General features: G+C 68.2%; 14 protein-coding genes. 6 read left to right on the forward strand and 8 right to left on the reverse strand.

All coding sequences use genetic code 11. The annotated features are described in order from the left end of the window. Positions 1–4: 4 nt before the first annotated feature. The 3 genes from AMK34_RS32330 to AMK34_RS32340 form a co-directional block, all read right to left on the reverse strand. On the reverse strand, positions 5–679 hold the full coding sequence (locus tag AMK34_RS32330) for a DUF4232 domain-containing protein (RefSeq protein WP_073847873.1): 675 nt from the start codon (positions 677–679) through the stop codon (positions 5–7). Positions 680–836: 157 nt separating this feature from the next. After that, on the reverse strand, positions 837–3,368 hold the full coding sequence (locus AMK34_RS32335; protein ID WP_073847874.1) for a phosphocholine-specific phospholipase C: 2,532 nt from the start codon (positions 3,366–3,368) through the stop codon (positions 837–839). Positions 3,369–4,023: 655 nt separating this feature from the next. After that, complete coding sequence (locus tag AMK34_RS32340) at positions 4,024–4,437, reverse strand: hypothetical protein (RefSeq protein WP_073847875.1); 414 nt, start codon at positions 4,435–4,437, stop codon at positions 4,024–4,026. A gap of 185 nt (positions 4,438–4,622) precedes the next feature. Between AMK34_RS32340 and AMK34_RS32345 the strand changes: the two genes are divergently transcribed. The 3 genes from AMK34_RS32345 to AMK34_RS32355 are packed head-to-tail and all read left to right on the forward strand — an operon-like array spanning position 4,623 to position 7,425. After that, entirely contained in the window at positions 4,623–5,336 is a 714-nt protein-coding gene (locus AMK34_RS32345) for a Crp/Fnr family transcriptional regulator (RefSeq protein ID WP_037346295.1), read from the forward strand. 59 nt (positions 5,337–5,395) lie between these two features. Further along, positions 5,396–5,611: a hypothetical protein gene (locus AMK34_RS32350; protein ID WP_073847876.1), complete on the forward strand. Its 216-nt coding sequence runs from the start codon at positions 5,396–5,398 to the stop codon at positions 5,609–5,611. Beyond that, on the forward strand, positions 5,611–7,425 hold the full coding sequence (locus tag AMK34_RS32355; protein WP_073847877.1) for an HEXXH motif domain-containing protein: 1,815 nt from the start codon (positions 5,611–5,613) through the stop codon (positions 7,423–7,425). Before AMK34_RS32350 ends, AMK34_RS32355 begins: the two co-directional genes overlap by 1 nt. A 1-nt stretch (position 7,426) precedes the next feature. Here the strand turns inward: AMK34_RS32355 and fxsT are convergent, their stop codons facing one another. The 5 genes from fxsT to AMK34_RS32380 form a co-directional block, all read right to left on the reverse strand. Then, the gene (gene fxsT, locus AMK34_RS32360) at positions 7,427–11,803 is read right to left on the reverse strand and encodes an FxSxx-COOH system tetratricopeptide repeat protein (protein WP_083650068.1); all 4,377 of its coding nucleotides are present in this window, start codon (positions 11,801–11,803) and stop codon (positions 7,427–7,429) included. 1 nt (position 11,804) lies between these two features. Then, complete coding sequence (locus tag AMK34_RS32365) at positions 11,805–12,887, reverse strand: AAA family ATPase (protein WP_073847878.1); 1,083 nt, start codon at positions 12,885–12,887, stop codon at positions 11,805–11,807. 13 nt (positions 12,888–12,900) lie between these two features. Next, a complete protein-coding gene (locus AMK34_RS32370) occupies positions 12,901–15,000 on the reverse strand; it encodes a VMAP-C domain-containing protein (protein ID WP_241832911.1) in 2,100 nt (699 codons plus the stop codon). Positions 15,001–15,150: 150 nt separating this feature from the next. Then, on the reverse strand, positions 15,151–15,867 hold the full coding sequence (locus AMK34_RS32375; protein WP_037346286.1) for a S1 family peptidase: 717 nt from the start codon (positions 15,865–15,867) through the stop codon (positions 15,151–15,153). A 150-nt stretch (positions 15,868–16,017) separates the two neighbouring features. Beyond that, positions 16,018–17,052: a PucR family transcriptional regulator gene (locus tag AMK34_RS32380; protein ID WP_073847880.1), complete on the reverse strand. Its 1,035-nt coding sequence runs from the start codon at positions 17,050–17,052 to the stop codon at positions 16,018–16,020. A gap of 96 nt (positions 17,053–17,148) precedes the next feature. On the opposite strand from AMK34_RS32380, the gene AMK34_RS32385 reads away from it, so the two are divergent. Genes AMK34_RS32385 through AMK34_RS32395 form a run of 3 tightly spaced genes read left to right on the forward strand, consistent with a single transcriptional unit; the run spans position 17,149 to position 21,487 of the window. Continuing rightward, positions 17,149–18,051, forward strand: coding sequence for an alpha/beta hydrolase (locus tag AMK34_RS32385; RefSeq protein WP_073847881.1), 903 nt, complete (start codon positions 17,149–17,151; stop codon positions 18,049–18,051). Beyond that, on the forward strand, positions 18,048–19,790 hold the full coding sequence (locus AMK34_RS32390) for an ABC transporter ATP-binding protein (protein WP_073847882.1): 1,743 nt from the start codon (positions 18,048–18,050) through the stop codon (positions 19,788–19,790). The genes AMK34_RS32385 and AMK34_RS32390 overlap by 4 nt, the downstream gene beginning before the upstream one ends. Then, complete coding sequence (locus AMK34_RS32395) at positions 19,787–21,487, forward strand: ABC transporter ATP-binding protein (RefSeq protein ID WP_073847883.1); 1,701 nt, start codon at positions 19,787–19,789, stop codon at positions 21,485–21,487. Before AMK34_RS32390 ends, AMK34_RS32395 begins: the two co-directional genes overlap by 4 nt. Positions 21,488–21,512 lie beyond the last annotated feature (25 nt).

The following is a 21,512-nucleotide window of genomic DNA, read 5'->3' on the forward strand; positions in this document are numbered from 1 at the left end:
AGGCTCAGGCGGGATCGGACAGGATCCCGTTCACGTAGGTCCCCGGACGCGTCGCGGCATCCTGGCGCAGCACAGGAAGATCCGACGGCCAGTTCGCGGTGAGCGGCTGGGTCTGCCCCGGCGGGATGGTCGTCACCCGCGTCGGCGTCCACGTGGCCGAGTCGTCGGCGGGCTTCAGGATCGTGATGGTCGCGGTCGCGGTGGATCCCGCCGGAACGTCGTTGTACTTCACGCCGTTGTCGATCCGGGGCAGGTGGTAGACCGGGCCGTTCGGGTCCTCGGGACCGTTCAGGTCGACGCCGGGAACGCCGTACAGCGCGCACGTCCGCGACGAAGTGTTCTTGTAGGTCAACGGAACGTCGAGCTGCCCCGACGAATTCGGGCTCGGCTTGGGAGAACCGAGCGCGAGCGAAAGATCCGTGGTGGCACAACGGGGATTTCCGCCCGAGCCGGCCTGTTTCCCGGTGGTGACGGGCGGCTTGGCCGTGGTGGTGGGCACGGAGGTGGCGGTCGGCGCGGCGGAGGTCTCGACACCGCCACCACCGACGGGCGCGGAGGTTCGCGGGGCGGCGGCGGGAGCCCCTGGGTTGCTGCAGGCGACGACGGCGAGCACACCGGCGCAGGCGGCGATTCCCTTCGCGAGCCGTGCGATGTTCGGTCGGAGCTTGCGGTGGCTCATCATCTTCTCCCCGGTCGTCCCTGCGGTGGATCACTCACCGGGCAAGATGCCCGGCAGGGCGGGAAAGATGCGTCACGATGACACTGCTCTCACAAAAGCAACCTCAGCGTCCGTCACGCATCTTTCCCTTGAGGACAAGGAGTTCTGCCCGTTCGGGTCAAATCCAGCCGAGCGGGGTGACCTCGGCCGCCGACGTCCAAGGCCCGCGTCCGCCCGCCTCGGTGAGGGCACGGAACCGCATATAACGCGCCCGGGTGGGCCAGAACCGCAGGGTCTTACGGGCGGCGTCGTCCGCGAAAGTACCCGCGGCGACGGGACTTCCCCAGGTCGAGCCGTCCGTGCTCAGATGGACTTCGTAGCCACCGACGCGCCCGTGGTCGGAGCCGTCCTGACGCGGCAAGTAGGCCAAGCCCGTGACCGTGCGGGCGGCGCCCAGATCGAGCTGCAGTTCGTGCGGCAGCGGGTCTTCCCCGCCGGACCATTTGGTGTGCCAATGGGTGGCGGGATTCCCGTCGACGGCGTTCGCGGCGGCGCCGTTCTCCCCCACCGTCTCCTGGCTGTCGGCCGAACGGACCGTGGCCGTGAGCGGCCCGGAGCCCATCACGGGGTCGCTGATGGTTTCGACGCCCGTCTCGACGTGCCCCGCGAAGCGGCGAAGGAAGCCGTCCGGTCCCTGAACGGTCAGGTCGTACCAGCCACCCATGCCGCCTTCGGTGCTGAACCAGTCCTCGACCGTCGCGCCCTGGGCGACCGTGTACGTCCACGGTCCACCGCCCCGGTTGCCGGTCCGCACGGTCAGTTCGCAAGCGGCGCCGGCGTTGGTCATCTTCAGGTACACGACGCCGGAACCGGGCCGCAGCACGACTTCCGGATTCGGCTTGCCGCCGGTGGTCGCGGTGATCCGGTTGCCCGCGAACCGGCGCAGGAAACCGTTGGGGCCGTGCGCGGTGAGGTCGTACGCGCCGTCCGGGGAACCGGCCTGCCAATAGTCGGAAAGCGTCGCGCTCCCGCCTACGGTGTAGCGCCACGGCCCGTCGGTCCGGTACGCGTTGGCGTACACGTAAAAGTGCGCGCCCGCCGTTCCGGTGTTGGCGAAGTCGATCCAGAATCGTTCGGCGGTCACCCGTCCTGAAGCCGTCAGCTGATACGGCAAGGGGCGCGCGGCCCGCACTCCGGTCTCCGCGACGGGAAGCTTCTGCACGGACGGCGGCTGCGGCTGGGTGTTCCACGGTCCACTGGTCGGCACGGGTTTGGTCAGCGCCGGATAGGTCGCGCTCGGCGACGTCGTGTCCAGCGCCGAAGTCAGGTCACCGCAGACGGTGCGCCGCCACGGCGAGATGTTCGGCTCGGCGACGCCGCTCCACTGTTCGAGGAAGCGCAACACGGAAGTGTGGTCGAAGACCTCCGAACACACCTTCCCGCCCCGGCTCCACGGCGAGATCACGAACATGGGCACCCGTATGCCCAGCCCGATCGGCTCACCGGAGACGAATTCGTCGGTCGTGGCGACGGAACTCTTGCCCTCGTCGTCGGAAACCGGCGGCGCGGGCGGCGGCATGTGGTCGAAGAAACCGCCGTCCTCGTCGTAGGTCAGCAGGAACAACGTCTTGTTCCACACCTCGGGTTTGGACGCGATCGTGTCGAGGATCGACTTCACCAGATCGGCCCCGGTGTTCGGGCCCCACGCGGGATGTTCGGTCTGGGATTCCGGCGCGACGATCCACGACACCGACGGCAACCTGCCCGCGTCGACATCGCCCTTGAAGGCACTCAACAATTGCTTCGGCGCGACCCGCGCCAGCCCGCGGTCGTACATCGCGCGTTCGGCCGCGGTCAGGGTCGCCACACCGGCCGCCAATCCGTCGAGCAGCCGGGTGCGCTCGGCGGCCGAAGCCGAATCGAGGGCGTAGTAGAAGTACTCCAGCTTCGGGAAGGCTTTGCCCGCGGAGTCCTTCACCTTCGACAGCGCCTTGGTGCCGACGGCGAGGAAACTGCTGAAATAGTCCAGCGAGTTGTCGCCGTAATTGTCCCATTCCTGATAGACGCGCCAGCTACGGCCGGCGGTCTGGAGGCGCTCGGCGTAGGTCTTCCAGGTGTAGCCGGTGTGCCCGGGGTTCTGCCAGGCGGCGTTGCCGATCGCCCGGGTCGTCCCGTCCGGCTCGTAGCCGAGTTTGCCGGTGAACAGGTACATCCGGTTCGGGTTCGTCGGCCCCATTTCCGAGCAGTGGTAGGCGTCGCAGACGGTGAACGCGTCGGCCAGTTCGTGGTAGAACCGCAGCGCCGAGCGGGTGTGATAGGTCAGCGACCGGACCCCCTTGGCCGCGCGCCACGCGTCGTGACGGCCCTTGTTCCACGCCCGGTGCCCGCCGGACCAGCTGTGGTCGACGTCGGCCATGAATTGATCGTCGATCGCGTACGGGAGCAGGGTGCCCGTGCCGTCGGGTTGCTGGAAGACCGACGCTCCCGACGGTAGTTTGATCGCGGCCGGATCGTTGAAACCCCGGACGCCGCGCAACGTCCCGAGATAATGATCGAACGACCGGTTCTCCTGCATGAACACCACGACGTGCTCGATGACGTCGAGCCCGCCCGTCGGCGCTTCGGCGGCGAGTGCCTGCCGGACGCTCGCCGGGAGCAAGGTGAAGGCGGAAGCCGCACCAGCGGCCTTCAGCAGGGTACGACGGCGCACGAAGCCCTCCAGGAATTGCGTTGAACCCGTTCGATCGTGTTCGAAACTGCACCTTTGACGCGGCTATCGAGCAGATAGAAACATAGGTGCCTGATCGGTTCAAGGGTTCGGCCCCGGGGCTGCATGATCGGAGCAAGATGACGCGACTTTCGGATGGTCACGACCTCGTGAGTGTTCTGTACCTCCTTGCCCGAAGTCCGTGAAGGCCTCCTTGAGGGACTCTGGGTCCCTCAAGGAGGCCTTCACGGACTTGGGAACACAGGCGCGGCGTGAGTGAAGGCGTAACTCGCGTGATCAGAGACGTGACTCGCGTGATTGGAGGCCGCACTCGGGGTGTTCCGCCGCTGATCACGCGAGTTCCGGCTTCAATCACGCGAGTGCGGTCTCACGTTGGTCGTGAACGGCGAGGGTCACCGCGCTCTTCCGCCTGGCGAAGTGGTCGGCGCGAATGAGTGACCGCGGTGAAGGCACCCTTCACCGCGTTAGACCCGACGAAGGGAGCCTTCACCCCACCACCGACCCGAGCGCCGACCACGACACCTTGCCTTACCGCTCGTTAGAAACCGAAACGCCTCTCGCGAGGGGAACCGCGGTGGGGGCCGCCCCCCTTGAGCGTCCCCCACCGCGGTTCATCCGGCCGGGAACCGGCCGGACGTCATCTCCTGTCGTCGTCAGGCCGCCCGGACAAGGCCGCCAAGGAGAGCACCATGACGACCGGCCAGATCACGGCCACCAACGCGGCGCCGCCGAAGGTGATCGCCGTGACCGAGACCGCCGTCGCGATCAGCCCACCGACGGGTGACACGTAACAAAGGCCCAACGGCCCCAAGAAGAGCGCCCACAGCAACGCTGCCTTCGCCGATTTGGCGGGCGGCCGGGGCACCGGATACCGCCCCGGCCCGACGACCTCGTGGTCGTCACCCTGGTACCACCCGCCGGACATCAGCGGCGGATGCGGCGCGAAGAACGCCGGTCTTCGGCCGAACGCCTTGGGCGTCCGCGGGTTCTGCCCCACCGGCAGATGGCGGTGATCCTTCGGCCGTCCCATGACACTTTCCGCACTGTGCATGACACCCTCCCCCGTCGCCGGCCCGAGGCCTGGTGAAGTCACCCCGTGCCTGGCACAATTACCGGTCGCGGTTCGAAACTTCCGGGTCGTTCTGCCCACTGACCATGCTGACGAGTCGGGGGAGTGGCTGATGCGTCAAATGGAACACAGCACCGATCCGGTTCCCGGGGAACCGGAGGGCCAGGATGACCGGTTCCTCCGCGGCTGAAAACGGGAGTCTGGGCACCTGGCGGCGGCTGACACCGGCGGAGCAGTCCGCCCTCCGGCGCGCCGGCCACCTGAAAGTGTGGCGACCCGGCCAGATCCTCGCCCTCCAGGGCAGTCCGCCCACCAGCATGTTCGTCGTCCTGCACGGTTGGGTGAAGATCAGCGCCACCAACTATCGCGGCGAGGACGCCCCGCTCGCCGCCCGCGGTCCCGCGGAAATCGTCGGCGAACTGGCCCCGATCAGCGGACTCCCCCGTTCCGCGACGATGTCGGCGATCGACGAGGTGCACACGCTCGTCGTACCGAGGGACAAATTCCTCGGCGTATTACGCGAGCAACCGCGTATCGCCGAGGAGATCTTCCGGACCGCGGCGATCCGGCTGCAACAATCCGACCGGCTGCGTCTCGAATCCGGCGGCCCGGATTTCCCGCAACGCCTCGCCGCCGTTCTCCTGGAACTCGCGCTGCAGCACGCCGTCGACTGGACGGCCGGGAAACAGGTCGATCTCCGCTTCAACCAAGGGGAATTGGCGGGCTTCGCGCGGGTCTCGCGCAGCACCCTGATCCGGGGCCTCGACGAACTCCGGCGCCTGGGCGTGGTGCGCACCGCGCGTCAGCGCGTCACCATCACCAGCCCTCGCGCACTACGGGAATTGGCGGCCGGGCGGCCACCACCGGCCGCCGAGGCCTGATCCGGCACGAAATCTCGGCTATCCTTGTCGAGGTTCAACTCTCGCAACCGTTTCACGGGGTGGAGGGAATCGGCACGATGAGTTCTTTCTCGGCAGACGCAGAACCGGACATCGAATCGGCGTTGATGGATCTCGACGCGGTCTCCTTCACCGCGTTACGAGAGCTGGACAGTGAGGCCCTCCGCCGATCGGCGCACCATGTCGTCGAACGGACCACCCTCGTCCGCGCACGCTACAGAAGCACTGCCAGCTCGGCCGGTGAGCGTATCGACTGATGTCACCATCAGCCGGTTCTCGCCCCGCGTTCCACCGTTTGTCATGGCGGGACTTCGACGCGCTGGCGCGTCTCGACGGCGATGAGGACATGGCACGGCGACTGCGACGGGCCGAGCGAAGCCGTCGCAAACTGTTGATCCACGCCTTGCTGACCGAAGCCGCCAAGACACCGGATCATTCGGGCCCGTTACCGCCGCTGGACTCCGCTTGGGAACTCCTCGCCCGTGCCGAAGCACGAGTACCCCGTTCGGTGAACAGGATGCTCACCAATCCGTATACCGGAAGCTGGGCAGGCTATACGACTCGACTGCTCCGCAACGGGATCGACGGCGTCGGTCCTTTGTGGATGCACCTGGGGCACGCGCACGCGATCGCGGCGGCCGCGGCGATCCGGGCGGAGCTGGACTTCGAGACCGTCATCCCGGCATGGCACGGCGACGCCATGCTCCCTTCACTCGGCATGGCCCGCTTTCCGGTCACCGAAACGTTTTCTTCGGCCCTCGTGCGAGGCGCGAACGGCCGGTACTCCGTGTCGAACGCCGATACGACGATTCAGCTGCCGGACGCGCCGGACTCCGACGCCCCGGGTTGGTGGGGAATCCGGCGGGTGCGAAGCCAGGTCGGCGCGCACCGGTTCTCGTTGTGGCTCGACGACCTCGATCCCTATCGAGGTCTCTACGAGCCGCTCCCGCCGGAACGGATACCGGGCAAAGACCTGGCGGATTGGCAACGGCTGATCGACGAGGCCTGCCGCCTGGTCGCCACCCATCTCCCCGGTCTGGCCCGCATCATGCCGGTGGGATTGGCGTCCTTGGTTCCGAAACCCCAGGTGCTCTTCCGGAATCCGAGCGCGTCGACCGGAGAAGCTTTCGGCAGCGCGGTCGTCGGACTGCCCACCGACGGCGCGTCGCTCGCCGAAACGCTGATCCACGAGTTCCAGCACATAGTGCTCGGGGGTCTGCTGCACCTCGTCGAGTTGTACGAGCCGGACCCCCGAGAGCGGATCTATGTGGCCTGGCGAGACGATCCACGCCCCCTGAGCGGCGCCTTCCAAGGTGTCTACGCTTTCTTCGGTGTCACCGCCTTCTGGCGCGCACTGGCCAGGGCAGGGACGAGTCCCCGTCGCTCCGCCTTCGAATTCGCCTACTGGCGTGAGCAGACGTGGCACACCCTGCAAGTGCTGCGAGCCGACTCGACGCTGACCGATGCCGGCCGACGCTTTCTCGACGCCATCGCCGAACGCCTCGGGCCATGGCAGGCCGAGCCCGTATCGGCGGAGGCGAGCGAGCTTGCCACAGCGGCCCGTCACGATCACCTGGCGGGATGGCGGGCCCGGCACCTGCGTCCAGACCCGTCGGTAGTCGCCGAACTCGCGGCGGCGTGGCTCAGCGGACGACCGAAGCCTCCCGCGAGTCTCGACGCCACGAGTCTCCCCCCGACACCGGTACCGGACGGAGGCTGGTCTCCGGCCAGAACGGACCTCATCCGGCTCACCCTCGGCGCGACGCGGTCACCGGACGGGCGACCGCCGACGGTCCCCGGCGCCACCGCGGCTGATATCGCGTACACCGCGGGCGATCACCTCGAAGCCGTCGAGGGCTACCGGAGGGAACTCGCCGCGGATCCGGACCGGCCGAACTCCTTGGCCGGGCTGGGCCTCGCACTCTCCGCCCGAGGCCTCCACCCTGCCGCTCGTGCCCTGCTGCACTGTCCCGAGCTGGTCCGCGCGGTGCATCGACCCTTGCGATCCGGCCCCCGGCCGCCGACCGTGGAGGAGATCGCCTCCTGGATCGGGCAACTCGTGCCGGGTTGAGTCACATCAGGATCGGGTCGATGTCGCAGTTGGCACGGGTGCCGCGACCGGCCGCCTGAGTTCCGGGGTGAGCCTCGCCCAGGATCCGGCGGTACCGCGCCAGGATCGGATCGCGCAACGGCGCGGCCTCCTCCGTCCGGCCGAGTGCAGCCAGATCCAGTCCGAGGTTGAACGACGCTGCCAGAACCGTGGGGTGATCCTCGCCGAGTACCTGCGTGCCACGTTCGATCGCGTCTCGCCCCAGCTCGACCACGCGGTCGAGCTCGCCCACCGCTGCCAGGTCACTCGCCAGATTGATCGCGGCGATGATGGCGTAGGGATGGTCCGGGCCGATGGTGGCACGGAACTGCTCGAGGGCGCGTTCGTCGAGGACGCGGGCGGCCGCGGGGTCGCCCATCAGCCGCAACGTCACCGCCAGGTCGACATTGGCCGCGAGAGTGTGCGGATGATGCTCGCCGAGACCGCCGCGGAACCGCTCAAAGGTGTTCTCACCCAGCTTCTTCGCCGCGGCCAGATCACCCGAGTGACGAAGATCGATCGAATGTGCGAGAGCCGTGGCCATCGTCGTGCCATGGTCGTCGCCATAAGCGAGCCGGAACCTCTTGAGGGCCTCCGTGGACAAGCTGAGCGCCCCGGGGTGGTCGCCGTCCTTCCGCCTGGTCACCGAAAGCAGGAACGAGTTGACGGTCGCGTCCAGCTGCTCTCCGCCGAAGCGGGCGGTGAAATTCTCCGTCAGCCTCTCCTGCTGAATCCGGGCCTGGCCGTATTCGCCGGCTTCGCGCAGGTCGACGATCACCGAACTGTTGACGCTGAAGGTGCGGACGTGATCGCGGCCGAGGACCTCGATCCGTCGCCGGAGGGTGTCCTGATCCAGTTCCAAGGCCTCCCGGTAGGCGCCGGCCAGCCGCAGGCTGATCGCGTGCTGATACGCGGCGTAGAGCGTCTCCGGGTCGTCCTCACCGAACATCCGCTTGGCCTTGTGATAGATCTCTTCGCTCAGCTTGGTCGCTCCCGCGAAATCGCCCTGAGCCCGGAGATCGATCGTGATGTTCCGCTGAAGCGCGAAGGTCTCCTCGTTCTCTTCACTGGAGATCTGCAAACGCAGCGCGAGGGTGCGCTGGTTGAGCTCCGCGGCTTCGGAGTACCGGCCGATCGCCCACAGATAGAGCCCGAGCCTCGACGAGACTTCGAGGGTCTGCGGATGAGTGGGGCCGAGGGCGTCGGTGAACCGCTTGCGCGCTTCGAGACCGAGCCTCGCCGCTTCTTCGTGATCGCCGTACTCGAACAGGTAACGCATCAGGTTGATGTAGAGCTGACGCGGCCAGTCGTTGTCGCAGTCCAGGACGTTCGCCGCGTAGGCGTGCGGCAGCAGTTCGCGGTAGCGTGACCAGTGCCTGCTGGACTCGGGATCGTTGGGGTCCAGGGCCGCGAGCAACTGGTGGGCGCCGTGCTGCATGCGCGCGTGCACCTGCCGGGCCATCACCCGGTTGCGCAGCACCAATTGCACCAGCCGGTGCAGCTGAAGCGTGTTGTTCCCGTGGTCGATCTTGGCGAGGCCGTAACGGTTGATGTCACGGATGGCGCGCGCCAGTTTGATCGGGTCACGGAGCGCGGCGTCCAGCTCGGGCGAGATCGACACCCGGTTGACGCCGGTGAGCAGGTCACGCGAGATCGGTTCCGGGGAGAAGAAGGCGCAGATGTGCAGGATCTGATGCGCCGCCGGGTTGCGGGTCTTCAATTCCTCGAACGAAACGTTCCACGCTGCGGCGACGGATACCTCGTTGTCGGGCGCCGAAGCGGTGTCGAGGATTTCCTCGACCGACTCGTCGAACAGACGCAGATACTCCTGTACCGGCATCCCGGTCACCGCGCGCCAGGCAGCAGCCTGCTCCACGGCCAAGGGCAGGTCGCCGAGCTTCTCAGCGAGTTCTTCGGCGTCGGCCGGGTCGATCTCCGGGCCGCGACGGCCGAGCAGCTCGACGCTTTCCTCTCTTTTGAACACCGCGAGTTCCAGCGGGCGCGCGATCCCCGCCCAGTCGGAGTTGCGCGAGGTGATCAGGATTTCGCCAGGACCGTTGCGCGGGAAGAACGGCAGCACGGTATCCGGGCTTTCCGCGGCGTCGAAGACCAGGAGCCAGCGGCGGAAGGGACGTCCGGTCCGGAGGGCCTCGATGACCGCGGGCACCGCGACACTGGCTTCGGACGCGCCGTGCAGGCCGAGGATTCCGGCGAGTTCGGTGAGACCGGCGCGGATCTGAGTGGTGTGCGCGGCGTCGATCCACCAGACGAGGTCGTAATCCTGGAGATGCCGGTAGATGTATTCGGCGGCCATCTGGGTCTTGCCGATACCGCCGAGACCGTGCAGCGCCGAAGGAAGCACAGCGGTGGTACCACTGCTCAATCTCTTGGTGAGCTGGTCGAGCAATTCGTCGCGGCCGGTGAAGTTGGGGTTCCGTGGAGGAACGTTGCCGAAGACCAGTGGCGGGTCGTCGGCCTGACGGTCGGGGAAGTTCCGGGAGGTTTCCGCCGCCGAAGGGTGCACGATCCGGGTCGTCGGCTCGTTCGCTTCGGGCTCACTGAGATAAGACGAGCGTCCCTGTGTCACAGGTGTCGAGGCAGGTGGACGTTCGGCCGTCTCAGGCATCATTGAGCTCTCAGTCTTTGATTCAGATACGTGTATGGGGAGGACTTGGCTTGCCGCGGCGTTGCGCAGCCGATCCGCTCGGGACAGGTACGGCCCGGAAAGGGCTCGCATGAGCGCGGTTTCCAGCTCCACATCGGCCGGGGACTCGTGGGTGAGGTCTGGGTCCGGTGTGTTGTTCGGGTCGGCGATGGCGTCTCGGAGGTGGGAGATCAACCGGATCCGGTCACCGAAATGGGTGGCGGCCACTCGGACGACCTTGGCCGTCTCCGACCGCCGCGCGCCGCTGAGCAGCAGTTCCCGGACTGCCTCGGGAAAAGCGAAGACCCCGTCTGTGTCCCAAGTGGACTTGCCCTCCCTGAGTGCGGGAGCGTACATCATCCCCGAAAGCAAAAGTTCGAGGAGGTGTTCCGGGCCCGCTTCCGGAACGAATTCCTGTCCCACCAGCTTCGCCACGTCGAGACGGACCGGTACCGCCGCGAGTAACTGCGCCAAGCGTAGCGCCGGCGGCGACGCAACACTGCGAAATCGTTGCACTCTTTCGGCGGGTGACAAAGTTACCGGCGGGTCATCGAAATCGGACTGGGGAATCCGTTCCGTGGCGAGTACGACGGTTCCTTCCACGGTGCCGTCGTTTTCGCCGGTCATCAGTCCGGCCCACCAGCCCAGCGACCTCGGCCGCAGTTCGAGGACCGGCACCGGGACGAGATGAGCGGGCACTTTCGAGCCCGGTTCGAGCCAGGCGTCCGCGAGGTCGCATTTCCATCTGCCGTTGGGCGCCACCGCGTTCGGCACGCGCAACCGCGCCTTGTGCGGGCTCATCCCACACCGGCCCCACAGCCAGTGCGGGAGCAGGTGCACGATGCTCACCGGCATCTTCCTGCCCCACCGGGCCAACATCGGGTAGAGCGCGTCCTTCTTCTGCCAGGCGTCACCCACTCCATCGGTCACCAGCAACACCACGCGCCGTCCCGACGAATCCAGGATTTCGTCCGGATCGCGGGCGGGCGCGCCGGGCGTGCCACCACGAAGAACGAGATTCTCTTCGGCGTCCTTAGCGGTTTCCAACAGGCGGACCTGGATGGTACGGAAAGCACCCACTTGCCGGAGTAATTCGACGAAAGCCGACACCCTGGGGCGCCACAAGGCCATCGACGGACCGTTGTCGAGGACGAGCGTCAGGTCCAGCCAGCGCTCTTTTCTCGATCGGGTGACCGGCCACCACCGGCCGGTCTCCGCGACCCGGACGGCGGTCGCCACTTCGTCCAGGACCACATTGTTGTGTCGCCGCGAGGCCATCTCTCGTTTCAGGGTTCTCAGCGCTCGGAAGTACTCCAGTGATTCGAGGAGTACCGCTCCCCCGGGCCCGGCGCCGTCCACCGCGGGTTCCGGCAGCTCACCGGGTACGGTTTCGATCGCGACGACCTGATCCTCGTCTTCCGCCTCCGGCGGGACGTCCACGAGGCGGGACGGCCCCGGCTCGGGAAGTTCCGGGATTTCCCCGCGGTCGGCGGGTGCGTTGCGGATCCGTACTTCCTCGGGCGGCTCCTCGGCAGGCGCGGACTCTCCCTCGGCCTGCCGCGGCGAAATGGCCGCGGCCAGCCACACGATGTCGGCGACGTCGGTCCAGTTCAGTTCCTCGAATCCGAACCGCTTGCCCGCATGCGGAAAACCGGTGTCCCGCCGGTCCGCCACCGGGGCGGAACGCGAGTCGGACACACCGCCCGGCCCTTCCATGTCACCGCACCGTCAGTCGTTGCCACAGGGCGTCCACCAGCCGCGGCCATGCCTCCTGATCCGGCTGGTACGCGCCCGACGTCGCGAGATAGACGGCGTCGAGCAGCCGGTCGGTGGGGAGCCCGCCTTCCGCCTTGCTCCGTTCGGCGAATTCCCGGATGAGCCGGTCGCGGTGTTCGCCGTTCTCGCCGACCAGATGACCGGCCACGATCGCGGCGAGCTGCTCCTCGTCCGGATTCTCGATCCGCAACTGCAGGCACCGGCGCAGGAACGCGGGCGGGAACTCCCGCTCCCCATTGCTGGTCATGACGACGATCGGGAAGGCGTGACAGGCGATCCGGCCGTCGCGGACCACGGCGGTGCGCTGCGGGTCGGCGGTGTGCACGGTGACTTCGGGATGCCGGTTGCGCACCCGGGTCAATTCCTCGATGGAGAATTCGCCGTCCTCGAAGATCGAAAGCAGATCGTTGGGCAGATCCGCCTCGGATTTGTCGAGTTCGTCGATCAACAGGACCCGCGGCAACCTGCTGGGGAGGAACGCGGTGCCGAGCGGGCCGAGCCGGACGAAATCGCCGATCGGGGGTTCCTCCACCTCGTCTCCGCGCTGGGCCTGACTGGTCGCGGCCGCCTGGACCCGGCCGATCGCGTCGTAGCCGTACAACCCGGAAGTCAGCGCGGTATGACTGGTGATCGCCCAGCGCAGCACCCTGCCCAGCCCCAGTTCCCTGGCGATCCGGTACGCGAGGCTGGACTTCCCGGTTCCCGGGTTTCCCGTGACCAGCAACGGGCGCCGCAGGTACAGGGCCGCGTTGACCATGTTCAGTTCGGCGGCGTCGGCGTCCTGCTCCGAAAGCGTGAACGCGGTACCGAGACGGCGCTCCGCCTCGCCGTCGTCCGGCGGCGGTACGTCGTTCTCCGGCGGGGGATCACCGCGATAGGAACGCCACGGCGGCGGCGCGGGCAGCAACTGCGCGAGATCGATGTCGTGAATGGGCATACCGGTGCCCCGGTAGATCCACCAATCGGGTGCGTCGAGCCGAGGGGTCCGGCCGTCCACGGCCGCGTCCTGATCGTTCCCGCTCATCCGCGGTATCCCCTTACAGTCGAGTCGGGATCAACGGCTGGTCCAGAACGATCACGCGTTTGGGGTCGTCCCACATTACCACCAGATCGTGAGCCAGAGAATTCTTGAACGGTACCGCCATACCGGAATTCGCCAGCTTGCGACGATCCGGAAGTTCGTTGAATCCGCTCTCCGCGGCCAATACCCAGTCGAGCAACTCGCGCAGGGTCTCCGGCTCGGCGTCCGGATGCCAGAGCACGACCGGGAGGCCACTGCGGAGCGCGCTCGTCAGTTCGTCCGGCGAGCCGTCCGGTTTCGCTTGGGGCGACGGGGGTTTCGCCAATACCAGGCCGACCCAGTGCTCGTCGCTCAGTATGGCGTCGATCGGGTGATCCCCGACCTCGGGGCGACCGGAATAGTGCAGCCGGTCGGCGGCCGGGTCCTTCACCATCGAATCCCAGCGAACATGCCATGCGCGATGCCAATGCCTCGCCCGCATCCTCTCCAAAGAGCGTATTCCGAGACGGTACCCGTAGCGCAACGGCTGTGGTTGACCGGTCTCATGCTCCTTCGCCCACCGCTGCACCGGCAAATTGATCAACGTCCTCGGCAGGAGGAATTCCACCGACGCGGACATGCTCTGGCCGGACCAGACGCCCTCGGTCTCCAGGATGACGTCATCGACCCTGAGCTCGACTTCTTCGATTCCGATTTCACGCACGCCGCCGAGCGACGGCGGCCAGACCTCCGGGTCGTCCTGTCTCCAAAACGCGAGTGTGCACCGCGTCGGATCAGCGGAAACCGGTTCGAGCATGATCATCAAATGCAGATGGGGTCGGTCCGGAATCGGTGACCTGGTCAGCCGCTGATGCCCGAGCGCCGGGGCGAGCCGCAGGGACCGGGCCTGATTCGCCAGCCAGCCCTCGATCATCGCGTCCGGTTCGCCTCCCGCGTTTTCGGCCAGCAGCCCGAGAAAGGTGAGCGCGGGCGGGATCCCGTCCGGTCCCGCGTTGAAGTCCGTGAGCAGCTGAAAGGCTTCCCACGCGTCGGCGATGCCGTCCAGCCGCGGCGGCCGGACCGCGGGGCCGAGCGCACGGCTCACCATGATCGCCAGATTCGGGATTCTCATTCCGGTCAGATGGCGACGCAGGCCCACCAGATCCTTGCGGGGGACCAACTCCAGAACGGGACCGGCCAGGTCGGCCGGAAAGAGTTCTTCGGCGCGCACCACCACCGAATCCACGATGGCTTCCCCGTGCAGCCGTAAATAAGCCATTCCGGTGAACGTCTTCACTGAAACAGGTAGCGGACGGTACAACTCGGGCAACAAGCCCGGGTCCTTCTCGATGACGTCCGCGAAGAAACGCTCCGATGAGATGAAGGCGATCATCCGATCGGATTCGGCGAAGGCCTCCTTCACCGGTTGTGCGTCGAGAATGCGGAAAGCGATATCGACCGCGTCCCCGACCCAGCCGTTGTCGTCACCGATCACTTCGCCGGCGTTGAGGCTCACCCTCAGCCGCATCTGCGCCTGCGGTGTCCGCGTGTGGTTGTACCGGCGGAGGGCGACGCCGAGCCGGTCCGGCAGCAGGTCCGCGACCAGGCTTTTGGTCGTTCCCGGCGGAAGCAGGATCAAGACGCCGTCACCGCGGTCCTCGTGCGCGCACGAATCGAAGTCGATACCGCTTTCGGCGAACGCGATCTTCAAGACCTCGTACATGCCCTGGTGCACGGCGAGCCGGTCGAGACGGTTGCGGTCCGGCGCGGTGAACCCCACGACGTCCACCACGACGATCGTGCGGTCGAGAGCCCGCGTCGGTCGCGCCACTGGCCCCCTCCCAAGGTCCACGGCGCCGACCCACGGCGCCGACCGCCACATTATCGCGCCGATCGGCCCGGGGTTGAGTGTCAATTGACAAATAGGAGGCTGCGGTTCGGTGTTAACGCTCGTGCGTGGTGAGGACGGTGGGAGCGAAGGGTGCCTTAAGTACCTACTGGATCTGGCTGTGGCCGATAACGGGTCGGGGCGGTGAAGGCCTCCTTGCCTACTCTGAGGGTAGTGAAGGAGGCCTTCACTACCCTCAGAGATCGCCAGCTGCAGCTCACCTGCACCAGCAACCACGGCAATCACCACGGCGGCGCGTTGAAGGCCCCCAGTACATGAAGGCCCCCTTCCTTGCGCCTGGCGCAAGGAAGGGGGCCTTCATGTACCTCAGGTGCCCAACCCCGGTGGTCGTGAGTGGCATTTCGGGGTGGAAACCATCCTCACCACTCACGAGGAGGGTCAGACGCCGGCGACCTGCTGGATCCAGCTGCGGTAGCGGGTGATGTTGGTGTACGCGGTGTTGTTCGACCGGTCGCTGGTCGAGGCGACGCCGACCTGGCGGCCACCGGAGAACATCGGACCGCCCGAGTCACCGCCGGCGGTGATGCCGTCGACGCGGTTCGCGCAGACCGCGACCCCGCCGTTGTAGTCGCTGCAGCTGACCGAGTTGACCCGGACGGTGGCGACCTTCAGGTAGCGGGACTGGCAGTTGATCTCCGAACCGCACTGACTGGTCGCGCCCCAGCCGTAGACCTGGACGTTCTGCCCGACGGCGACATTGCTCGTGGTGCCGAGCGGCGAGTAGGTGGCGTTGACCGAACTGGTCAGCCGCACGATGGCGAGGTCCGCGCCCGAGTGGCGGGTGATGCTCGCCGCGGTGGCCATGGTGCCGCCGCTCTGCTGGTCGAGGCTGCCGATGCGGAACGTGTAGCTGCCGCTGCTCGCGACGCAGTGCTTGGCGGTGAGGATGTACTGCGGCGCGATGATCGTGGCGGTGCAGTTCTGCTGGCCGTTCACGAACAGCCGGGCCGCCCAGGGAGCGTTCTGCGCGTACTGACCACCGATGATCATCGGCTGCACGCCCGAGGGTTCGGCGGCGGTCGCGGCGGGGGCGGTCGAGCCGAGCAGCGCCATGAAGGCGGTGCCGGCGAGCAGGACAAGAGAGCGCAGTCGCATGTTCCGACTCATTTCTGCGGCGGGGATCCGGCCGCTTCAGTGGGGACGAACGCGCTGATTCTGTGTCGTGCCAAGGGAAGCCGGAAACCGACGAAAGTTCGCGTGGGCTACCTATTTATTTCGAGGGCCCGGGCGAAGATCATTAGGTAGTCACTCGCCTAGCAGGCGCCAAGCGGTGAGGGCGAGCCTCACCCGCGTCAGGCCGAGCGGGTCGGTCAGGTCGACGGACAGGCTTTTGCCGATCTGGGTGAGCCGCCGCGCCACACTGCTGTGGTGCAGGTGCAGGGAATCGGCGGCCTGGCGCACGGAACCCGTGGCGCAGTAGGCGTCCAGCGTCCGCAGGTCCTCCGGATCCGCGGCCAGCTTCGTGATCGCGACGACGTCGGCGTTGGCCCGCGTGTCCTCTTCCGGGATCCGCGCGAGCAGCGCGAGGGCGCCGAGGTCGCGATAGTGGATCACCGGACGGCGCGCGGTCGTGAACCGCAGCGCGGTCGTCGCGTCCAGCCAGGACCGGTGCGGGCATTCGGCGTCGCCGATCCCCGCGCGGACGTCTTCGGGGAACCGGGCCGGATCCACCGCGGCGGCCAGGATGATGCCGACGTCGCCGAGTGACGCGGCCTTGACCGGGCGCCCGTGGCAGATCAGGCCCCCGATCTTCTCGAGCGGGAGCCCGGACCGGACGGCGATCACGCGGATCGGCGCGTCGCCGGGGAAGCCCAGCAGCCGCAAGGCCCGGTTCCTGGCGGCGGCGTCGCTGGCGGAGCTGATCACGAGTTCCACCAGCGCCGGATCGGCCATGGTGGTGCGGGCCGGTCCGTAGCGTTCGACGACCGTCGCAACGGCGATCGCGAGGCGGTCCAGCACCGCTTCGTCGAGGGCGGCGGCCTCCCCCTCGCGTTCCAGCCAGACCGTGCCGATCTCTTCGTCGTCGAGGGTGACGGCCATCGTGATGGACGCGGGCACGGAGGCCGGAGCGGCTTCGCGTCCGTCGGGGGCCATGCGGATGGTGCGTCCCGTGCTGTGCAGCCGGATACCCGCCGCGCATTCCGCCAGGCCCGCGGTGGCGCGGGCGAGCGCGGGGAGGTCGACCCGGCGCCGCATCAGGGTGTCGTAGAACATCACGACCCGGATCGCGCCCTCGACGTCGGGATCCAGATGCGACAACCGCGCGGCCAATGCCTCCATGTCGGCGAGCCTACGCGGCGATCGTCGCACGAAGGGGCGATCACACGCGACGGATGGCGGCCGCCTTCCGGCCCCGAAGCCGGAAAGATCGTCGTCATGGACCCCGAACTCGAAGCCTTCATCGCCCTGTTCCCCGCGGCGAACCTCGACGACCCGATCGCGGACCGCGAGAAGCTCGCGAAGCTGGCCATGTCGGTGCCGCGGCCCGACACCTCGGCCATGGAGGTCGAAGACCGGACCGTACCCGGCGACCCCGGCGTCCCGATCCGGATCTACCGCCCTCGGGAGGCGCGGGGCGCCATCATCTGGCTGCACGGCGGCGGCTGGGTCATGGGCAACCTGGAGACCGAGCACCCTTGGGCGGCGCGGCTCGCCGAGGCCTCCGACGCGACCGTGATCTCGGTCGAGTACCGGCTGGCGCCGGAGAACCCGTTCCCGGCCGCGTTCGACGACGTCTACACCGTGCTGAACTGGGCCGCGGACCACGCGGCCGAACTCGGCGTCTCCCCCGACCGGATCGCGATCGGCGGGCACAGCGCGGGTGGCGGGCTCGCGGCGGCGACGGCCTTGCGTGCCCGCGACGAAGACGGCCCGCGGATCTGTTTCCAGCTGCTCAACCAGCCCGGACTCGACGACCGTCAGGAGTCGTGGTCGGCGCGGAACTTCACCGACACGCCGTGGATGAACCGCGCGAAGATCACCGCCGCGTGGGGGCACTACTTGGCCGGAAAGCCCGCACCGTCGCCGTATGCCGCCCCTTCGCGGGCCACCGATCTCTCCGGGCTGCCGCCCGCGTACGTGGCCTCCGCCGAGCTCTGCCCCAACCGCGACGAGAACATCGAGTACGCCCTCCGTCTGCTTCAGTCGGGGGTTTCGGTCGAGCTGCACCACTGGCCGGGCACCTTCCACGGGTCACAGGCGATCCTGTCCGCCGAGGTGTCCCGCCGCCAGATCGACGAACTGGGCGGCGTCCTGCGCCGCGCGCTGGCCGAATCATGACGGCGCCTACGACAGCCCGGCTGCTGCGTCCGTTCGCCGGGAGTTTCGCCGCCGTCGTCGTCCTGCAGATCATCGGCGCCATCTCGGGGTTGGCGCCGCTGCTCGCGGTCGTCGAACTGGGCCGGGCGCTGCTGGCGCCCGGCCCGGTCGACGAGGGCCGGGTCTGGACCGCGGTGATCGTGGGCGCGGCCGGATTGTTCGTCCGGCTGGTGCTCACGGCCGCGTCGTCCGGGATCGGGCATCTGCTCGACGGCCGGGTCCAGCTCACCTTCCGCCGTCTGCTCGCCGAACGCCTCGGCCGCGTGCCGATCGGCTGGTTCTCCGGGCGTCGCACCGGTGAGCTGGCCAAGGTCGTCGGCGAGGACGTCGGCGCCGTGCACCCGTTCATCGCCCACACCCCCGGCGAACTCGTCTCCGCCTTCGTCGTCCCGCTGGTGTCACTGGGCTACCTGCTCACCATCGACTGGCGGCTCACCCTGATCACGCTGATCCCGGTCGTCCTCGCGGTGGCGCTGGTCCCGTTGATGATGACGCCCTCCCGGCTTCGCGAGCAGGAGGAGTTCGATCGCGGGATGGCGGGGATCTCCGATTCGGTCGTCGAATTCGTCCAGGGCATCGCCGTGGTCAAGGCGTTCGGCGGAGCGGGCCGCGCCCACCGCAGGTTCCGCACCGCCGCGGACGATTTCGTCGCCACCTTCACCCGATGGGTACGAGGGATGGCCGGGCCGGCGGCGGGGATGCAGCTGGCGTTGTCGCCGCCGTTCGTCCTGCTGGTGGTCCTGATCGGCGGCACGCTGCTGATCACCGGCGGCGGCCTCGCCCCGGTCGATCTCCTGCCGTTCCTGGTGCTGGGCCTGGGCTTGACCGCCCCTGTGGCCGCACTCGGCCACGGCTTCGACGAACTGCAGGCCGCCCGGCGCGCGACCGGCCGGATCCGCGACGTGCTCGGTGTGCAACCCCTGCCGGAGCCGGAGAATCCCCTTGTGCCGAAAGGGCATCGAGTCGAGCTGCGTGACGTCCGGTTCGGCTACGACGCCGACCGCGAGGTCCTGCACGGCATCGACCTGGTACTCGAACCGGGCACCGTCACCGCCCTCGTCGGCCCGTCCGGCGGCGGTAAGTCCACTTTGGTCACTCTGCTGCCGAGGTTCTTCGACCCCACGGAAGGAACGATTCTGCTGGGCGGCGTCGATCTGCGCGAGATCAGCGGCGAGGAGCTGTATCGCAAGGTCTCCTTCGTTTTCCAGGACGTCCGCCTGCTGCGCGCGTCGGTCGCGGAGAACATCGCGCTGGCCGTGCCGCACGCCGATCTCGACGACGTCGTGCGCGCCGCCCGGCTGGCGAACATCCACGACCGGATCCTCGAACTGCCGCGCGGCTACGAAACGGTGCTGCACGAGGAAACCGGCTTGTCGGGCGGGGAAGCCCAGCGGATCTCGCTGGCCCGCGCGCTGCTCGCCGATACGCCCGTCCTGGTGCTCGACGAGGCCACCGCGTTCGCCGACCCGCAGACCGAACTGGCCGTGCGCCGGGCTCTCGCGACGGCACGGGCCGACCGGACGATCCTGGTCATCGCGCACCGGCTGGAAACGGTCGTCGACGCCGACACCGTCGTACTACTGGAGAACGGCGTCATCGCCGAACGCGGGAAGCCCGCGGAACTGCTGACCCGGAACGGGAAATTCGCCGCATTCTGGCGTTCCCAGCACGCCGCCGAACCACAGGGGGAACCTCGATGATCCGGATGTTGCTGAGCATCCTCGGCCCCGACCACGCCCCACCGGTGCGGCGGACCGTGGCGCTGATGACGGTGACCGGGATCGTCGAAGGGCTGTCCTACGCGTTGCTGGTCCCCTTGCTGCGGGCGCTGCTCGGGAGCACTCCCGGCGACGCCGTCCCGTGGCTGATCGCGTTCGGCGCGGCCTTCTCGGTGTTCGCGATCCTGCGCTACCGCTCCGATCTCTCCGGCTTCCGCGCCGGGACGACGTTGCTGCGCGGGATGTACCACCGGCTCGGCGACCATCTCGCCCGCCTGCCGATGGGCTGGTACGGCGGGAACCGGGTCGGCGAGGTGTCGGCGCTCGCCGGACCCGGTGTCCTGCAGGCGATGGGCGTGATCGCGCATCTGCTGGCCCCGTTCGTGGCCGCCTGCGTCACCCCGCTGACGATCGTGTTCGTGATCCTCGCCTTCGACTGGCGGCTGGGGCTGGCCGCGCTGATCGCCGTCCCGGTCGTGGCGGTGATCCAAGTGCGGACGGGCCGTTCGTCGGCCGCGACCGACGAGGAGGCCGCCCGGCGCGGCACCGAGGCGACCGGCCGGGTGATCGAGTATCTGCAGGCCCAGCCGGTGTTGCGCGCCGGAGGGCGGGCCGAGGAACGATTCCGGCTGCTCGACGACTCGCTGCGGGACCTTCAGCGGGCGAACCGCCGGTCCACCCTGTCCGCGCTGCCCGGTGTCGTGGGGCTGACGTTCACGGTGCAGGCGCTGTTCACCGTCCTGCTGACACTGGGCGCGTTCCTCGCGCTCGGCGGGGAGATCGGGGCCGCCGAGGTCGTGGCGATCCTCGTCCTGGCCGCGCGCTGCGCCGATCCGCTGCTCTCGCTGACCGACATCGGCGGCAAACTCCGCGGCGCGCGTTCGGTGCTGGTACGGCTCGACGCGCTGCTGCGCACCGAACCGCTGCCGGAACCGCCGGAACCGGTCCGGCCGGAGCGGCACGATCTGGAGTTCGAGTCGGCCGCCTTCACCCGCGGCGGCCGCGCGGTGCTCGACGGCCTGTCGCTGACCGTCCACGAAGGACAGAAGCTCGCCCTCGTCGGACCTTCGGGCGCCGGGAAGAGCACTGTGCTGCAGCTACTCGCCCGGTTCCACGACGTGGATTCGGGCGCGGTGCGCGTCGGCGGGGTGGACGTCCGCATGATGAGCACCGACGACCTGATGTCCCGCATCGCGATCGTGTTCCAGGACGTCTACCTGTTCGATGGCACTATCGAGGAGAACGTCCGGCTGGGCCGTCCGGACGCCGACGACGCCGAGGTGCGGGCAGCGGCGACGGCGGCCCGCCTCGACGAGGTGATCGAACGGCTGCCCGGCGGCTGGTCCGCGAACGTCGGCGAGGGCGGCGCGCTGCTGTCCGGCGGTGAACGCCAGCGCGTGTCGATCGCGCGCGCCCTGCTGAAGGACGCGCCCATCGTGCTGCTCGACGAGGTGACCTCCGCACTCGATCCGGTCAACGAAACGGCCGTCCACGAGGGGATCGAGCGACTCATGGCGGGCCGGACCGTGGTGATGGTGGCGCACCGGCTGCGGACCGTCGAGCGTGCGGACCACGTGGTCTTCCTGGACGGCGGCCGGATCGCGGAGGAAGGGAGCCACGGCGAACTGGCCCGGCTCGGCGGCCGGTACGCCGGGTTCCTCGAACCGCAAATCGCTTGACGCCGCCGGGGAACGGCAATGCACT

It is taken from the genome of Amycolatopsis sp. CB00013, from assembly GCF_001905755.1.
Taxonomy (GTDB): domain Bacteria; phylum Actinomycetota; class Actinomycetes; order Mycobacteriales; family Pseudonocardiaceae; genus Amycolatopsis; species Amycolatopsis japonica.

Bases quoted from the DNA above. Each gene is read 5' to 3' on its own strand.
- AMK34_RS32395 (WP_073847883.1), top strand. From the start codon at position 19,787: ATGATCCGGATGTTGCTGAGCATCCTCGGCCCCGACCACGCCCCACCG.
- fxsT (WP_083650068.1), bottom strand. From the start codon at position 11,803: ATGGAAGGGCCGGGCGGTGTGTCCGACTCGCGTTCCGCCCCGGTGGCG.
- AMK34_RS32345 (WP_037346295.1), top strand. From the start codon at position 4,623: ATGACCGGTTCCTCCGCGGCTGAAAACGGGAGTCTGGGCACCTGGCGG.
- AMK34_RS32390 (WP_073847882.1), top strand. From the start codon at position 18,048: ATGACGGCGCCTACGACAGCCCGGCTGCTGCGTCCGTTCGCCGGGAGT.
- AMK34_RS32340 (WP_073847875.1), bottom strand. From the start codon at position 4,437: ATGCACAGTGCGGAAAGTGTCATGGGACGGCCGAAGGATCACCGCCAT.
- AMK34_RS32385 (WP_073847881.1), top strand. From the start codon at position 17,149: ATGGACCCCGAACTCGAAGCCTTCATCGCCCTGTTCCCCGCGGCGAAC.
- AMK34_RS32365 (WP_073847878.1), bottom strand. From the start codon at position 12,887: ATGAGCGGGAACGATCAGGACGCGGCCGTGGACGGCCGGACCCCTCGG.
- AMK34_RS32355 (WP_073847877.1), top strand. From the start codon at position 5,611: ATGTCACCATCAGCCGGTTCTCGCCCCGCGTTCCACCGTTTGTCATGG.
- AMK34_RS32330 (WP_073847873.1), bottom strand. From the start codon at position 679: ATGAGCCACCGCAAGCTCCGACCGAACATCGCACGGCTCGCGAAGGGA.
- AMK34_RS32375 (WP_037346286.1), bottom strand. From the start codon at position 15,867: ATGCGACTGCGCTCTCTTGTCCTGCTCGCCGGCACCGCCTTCATGGCG.
- AMK34_RS32380 (WP_073847880.1), bottom strand. From the start codon at position 17,052: ATGGAGGCATTGGCCGCGCGGTTGTCGCATCTGGATCCCGACGTCGAG.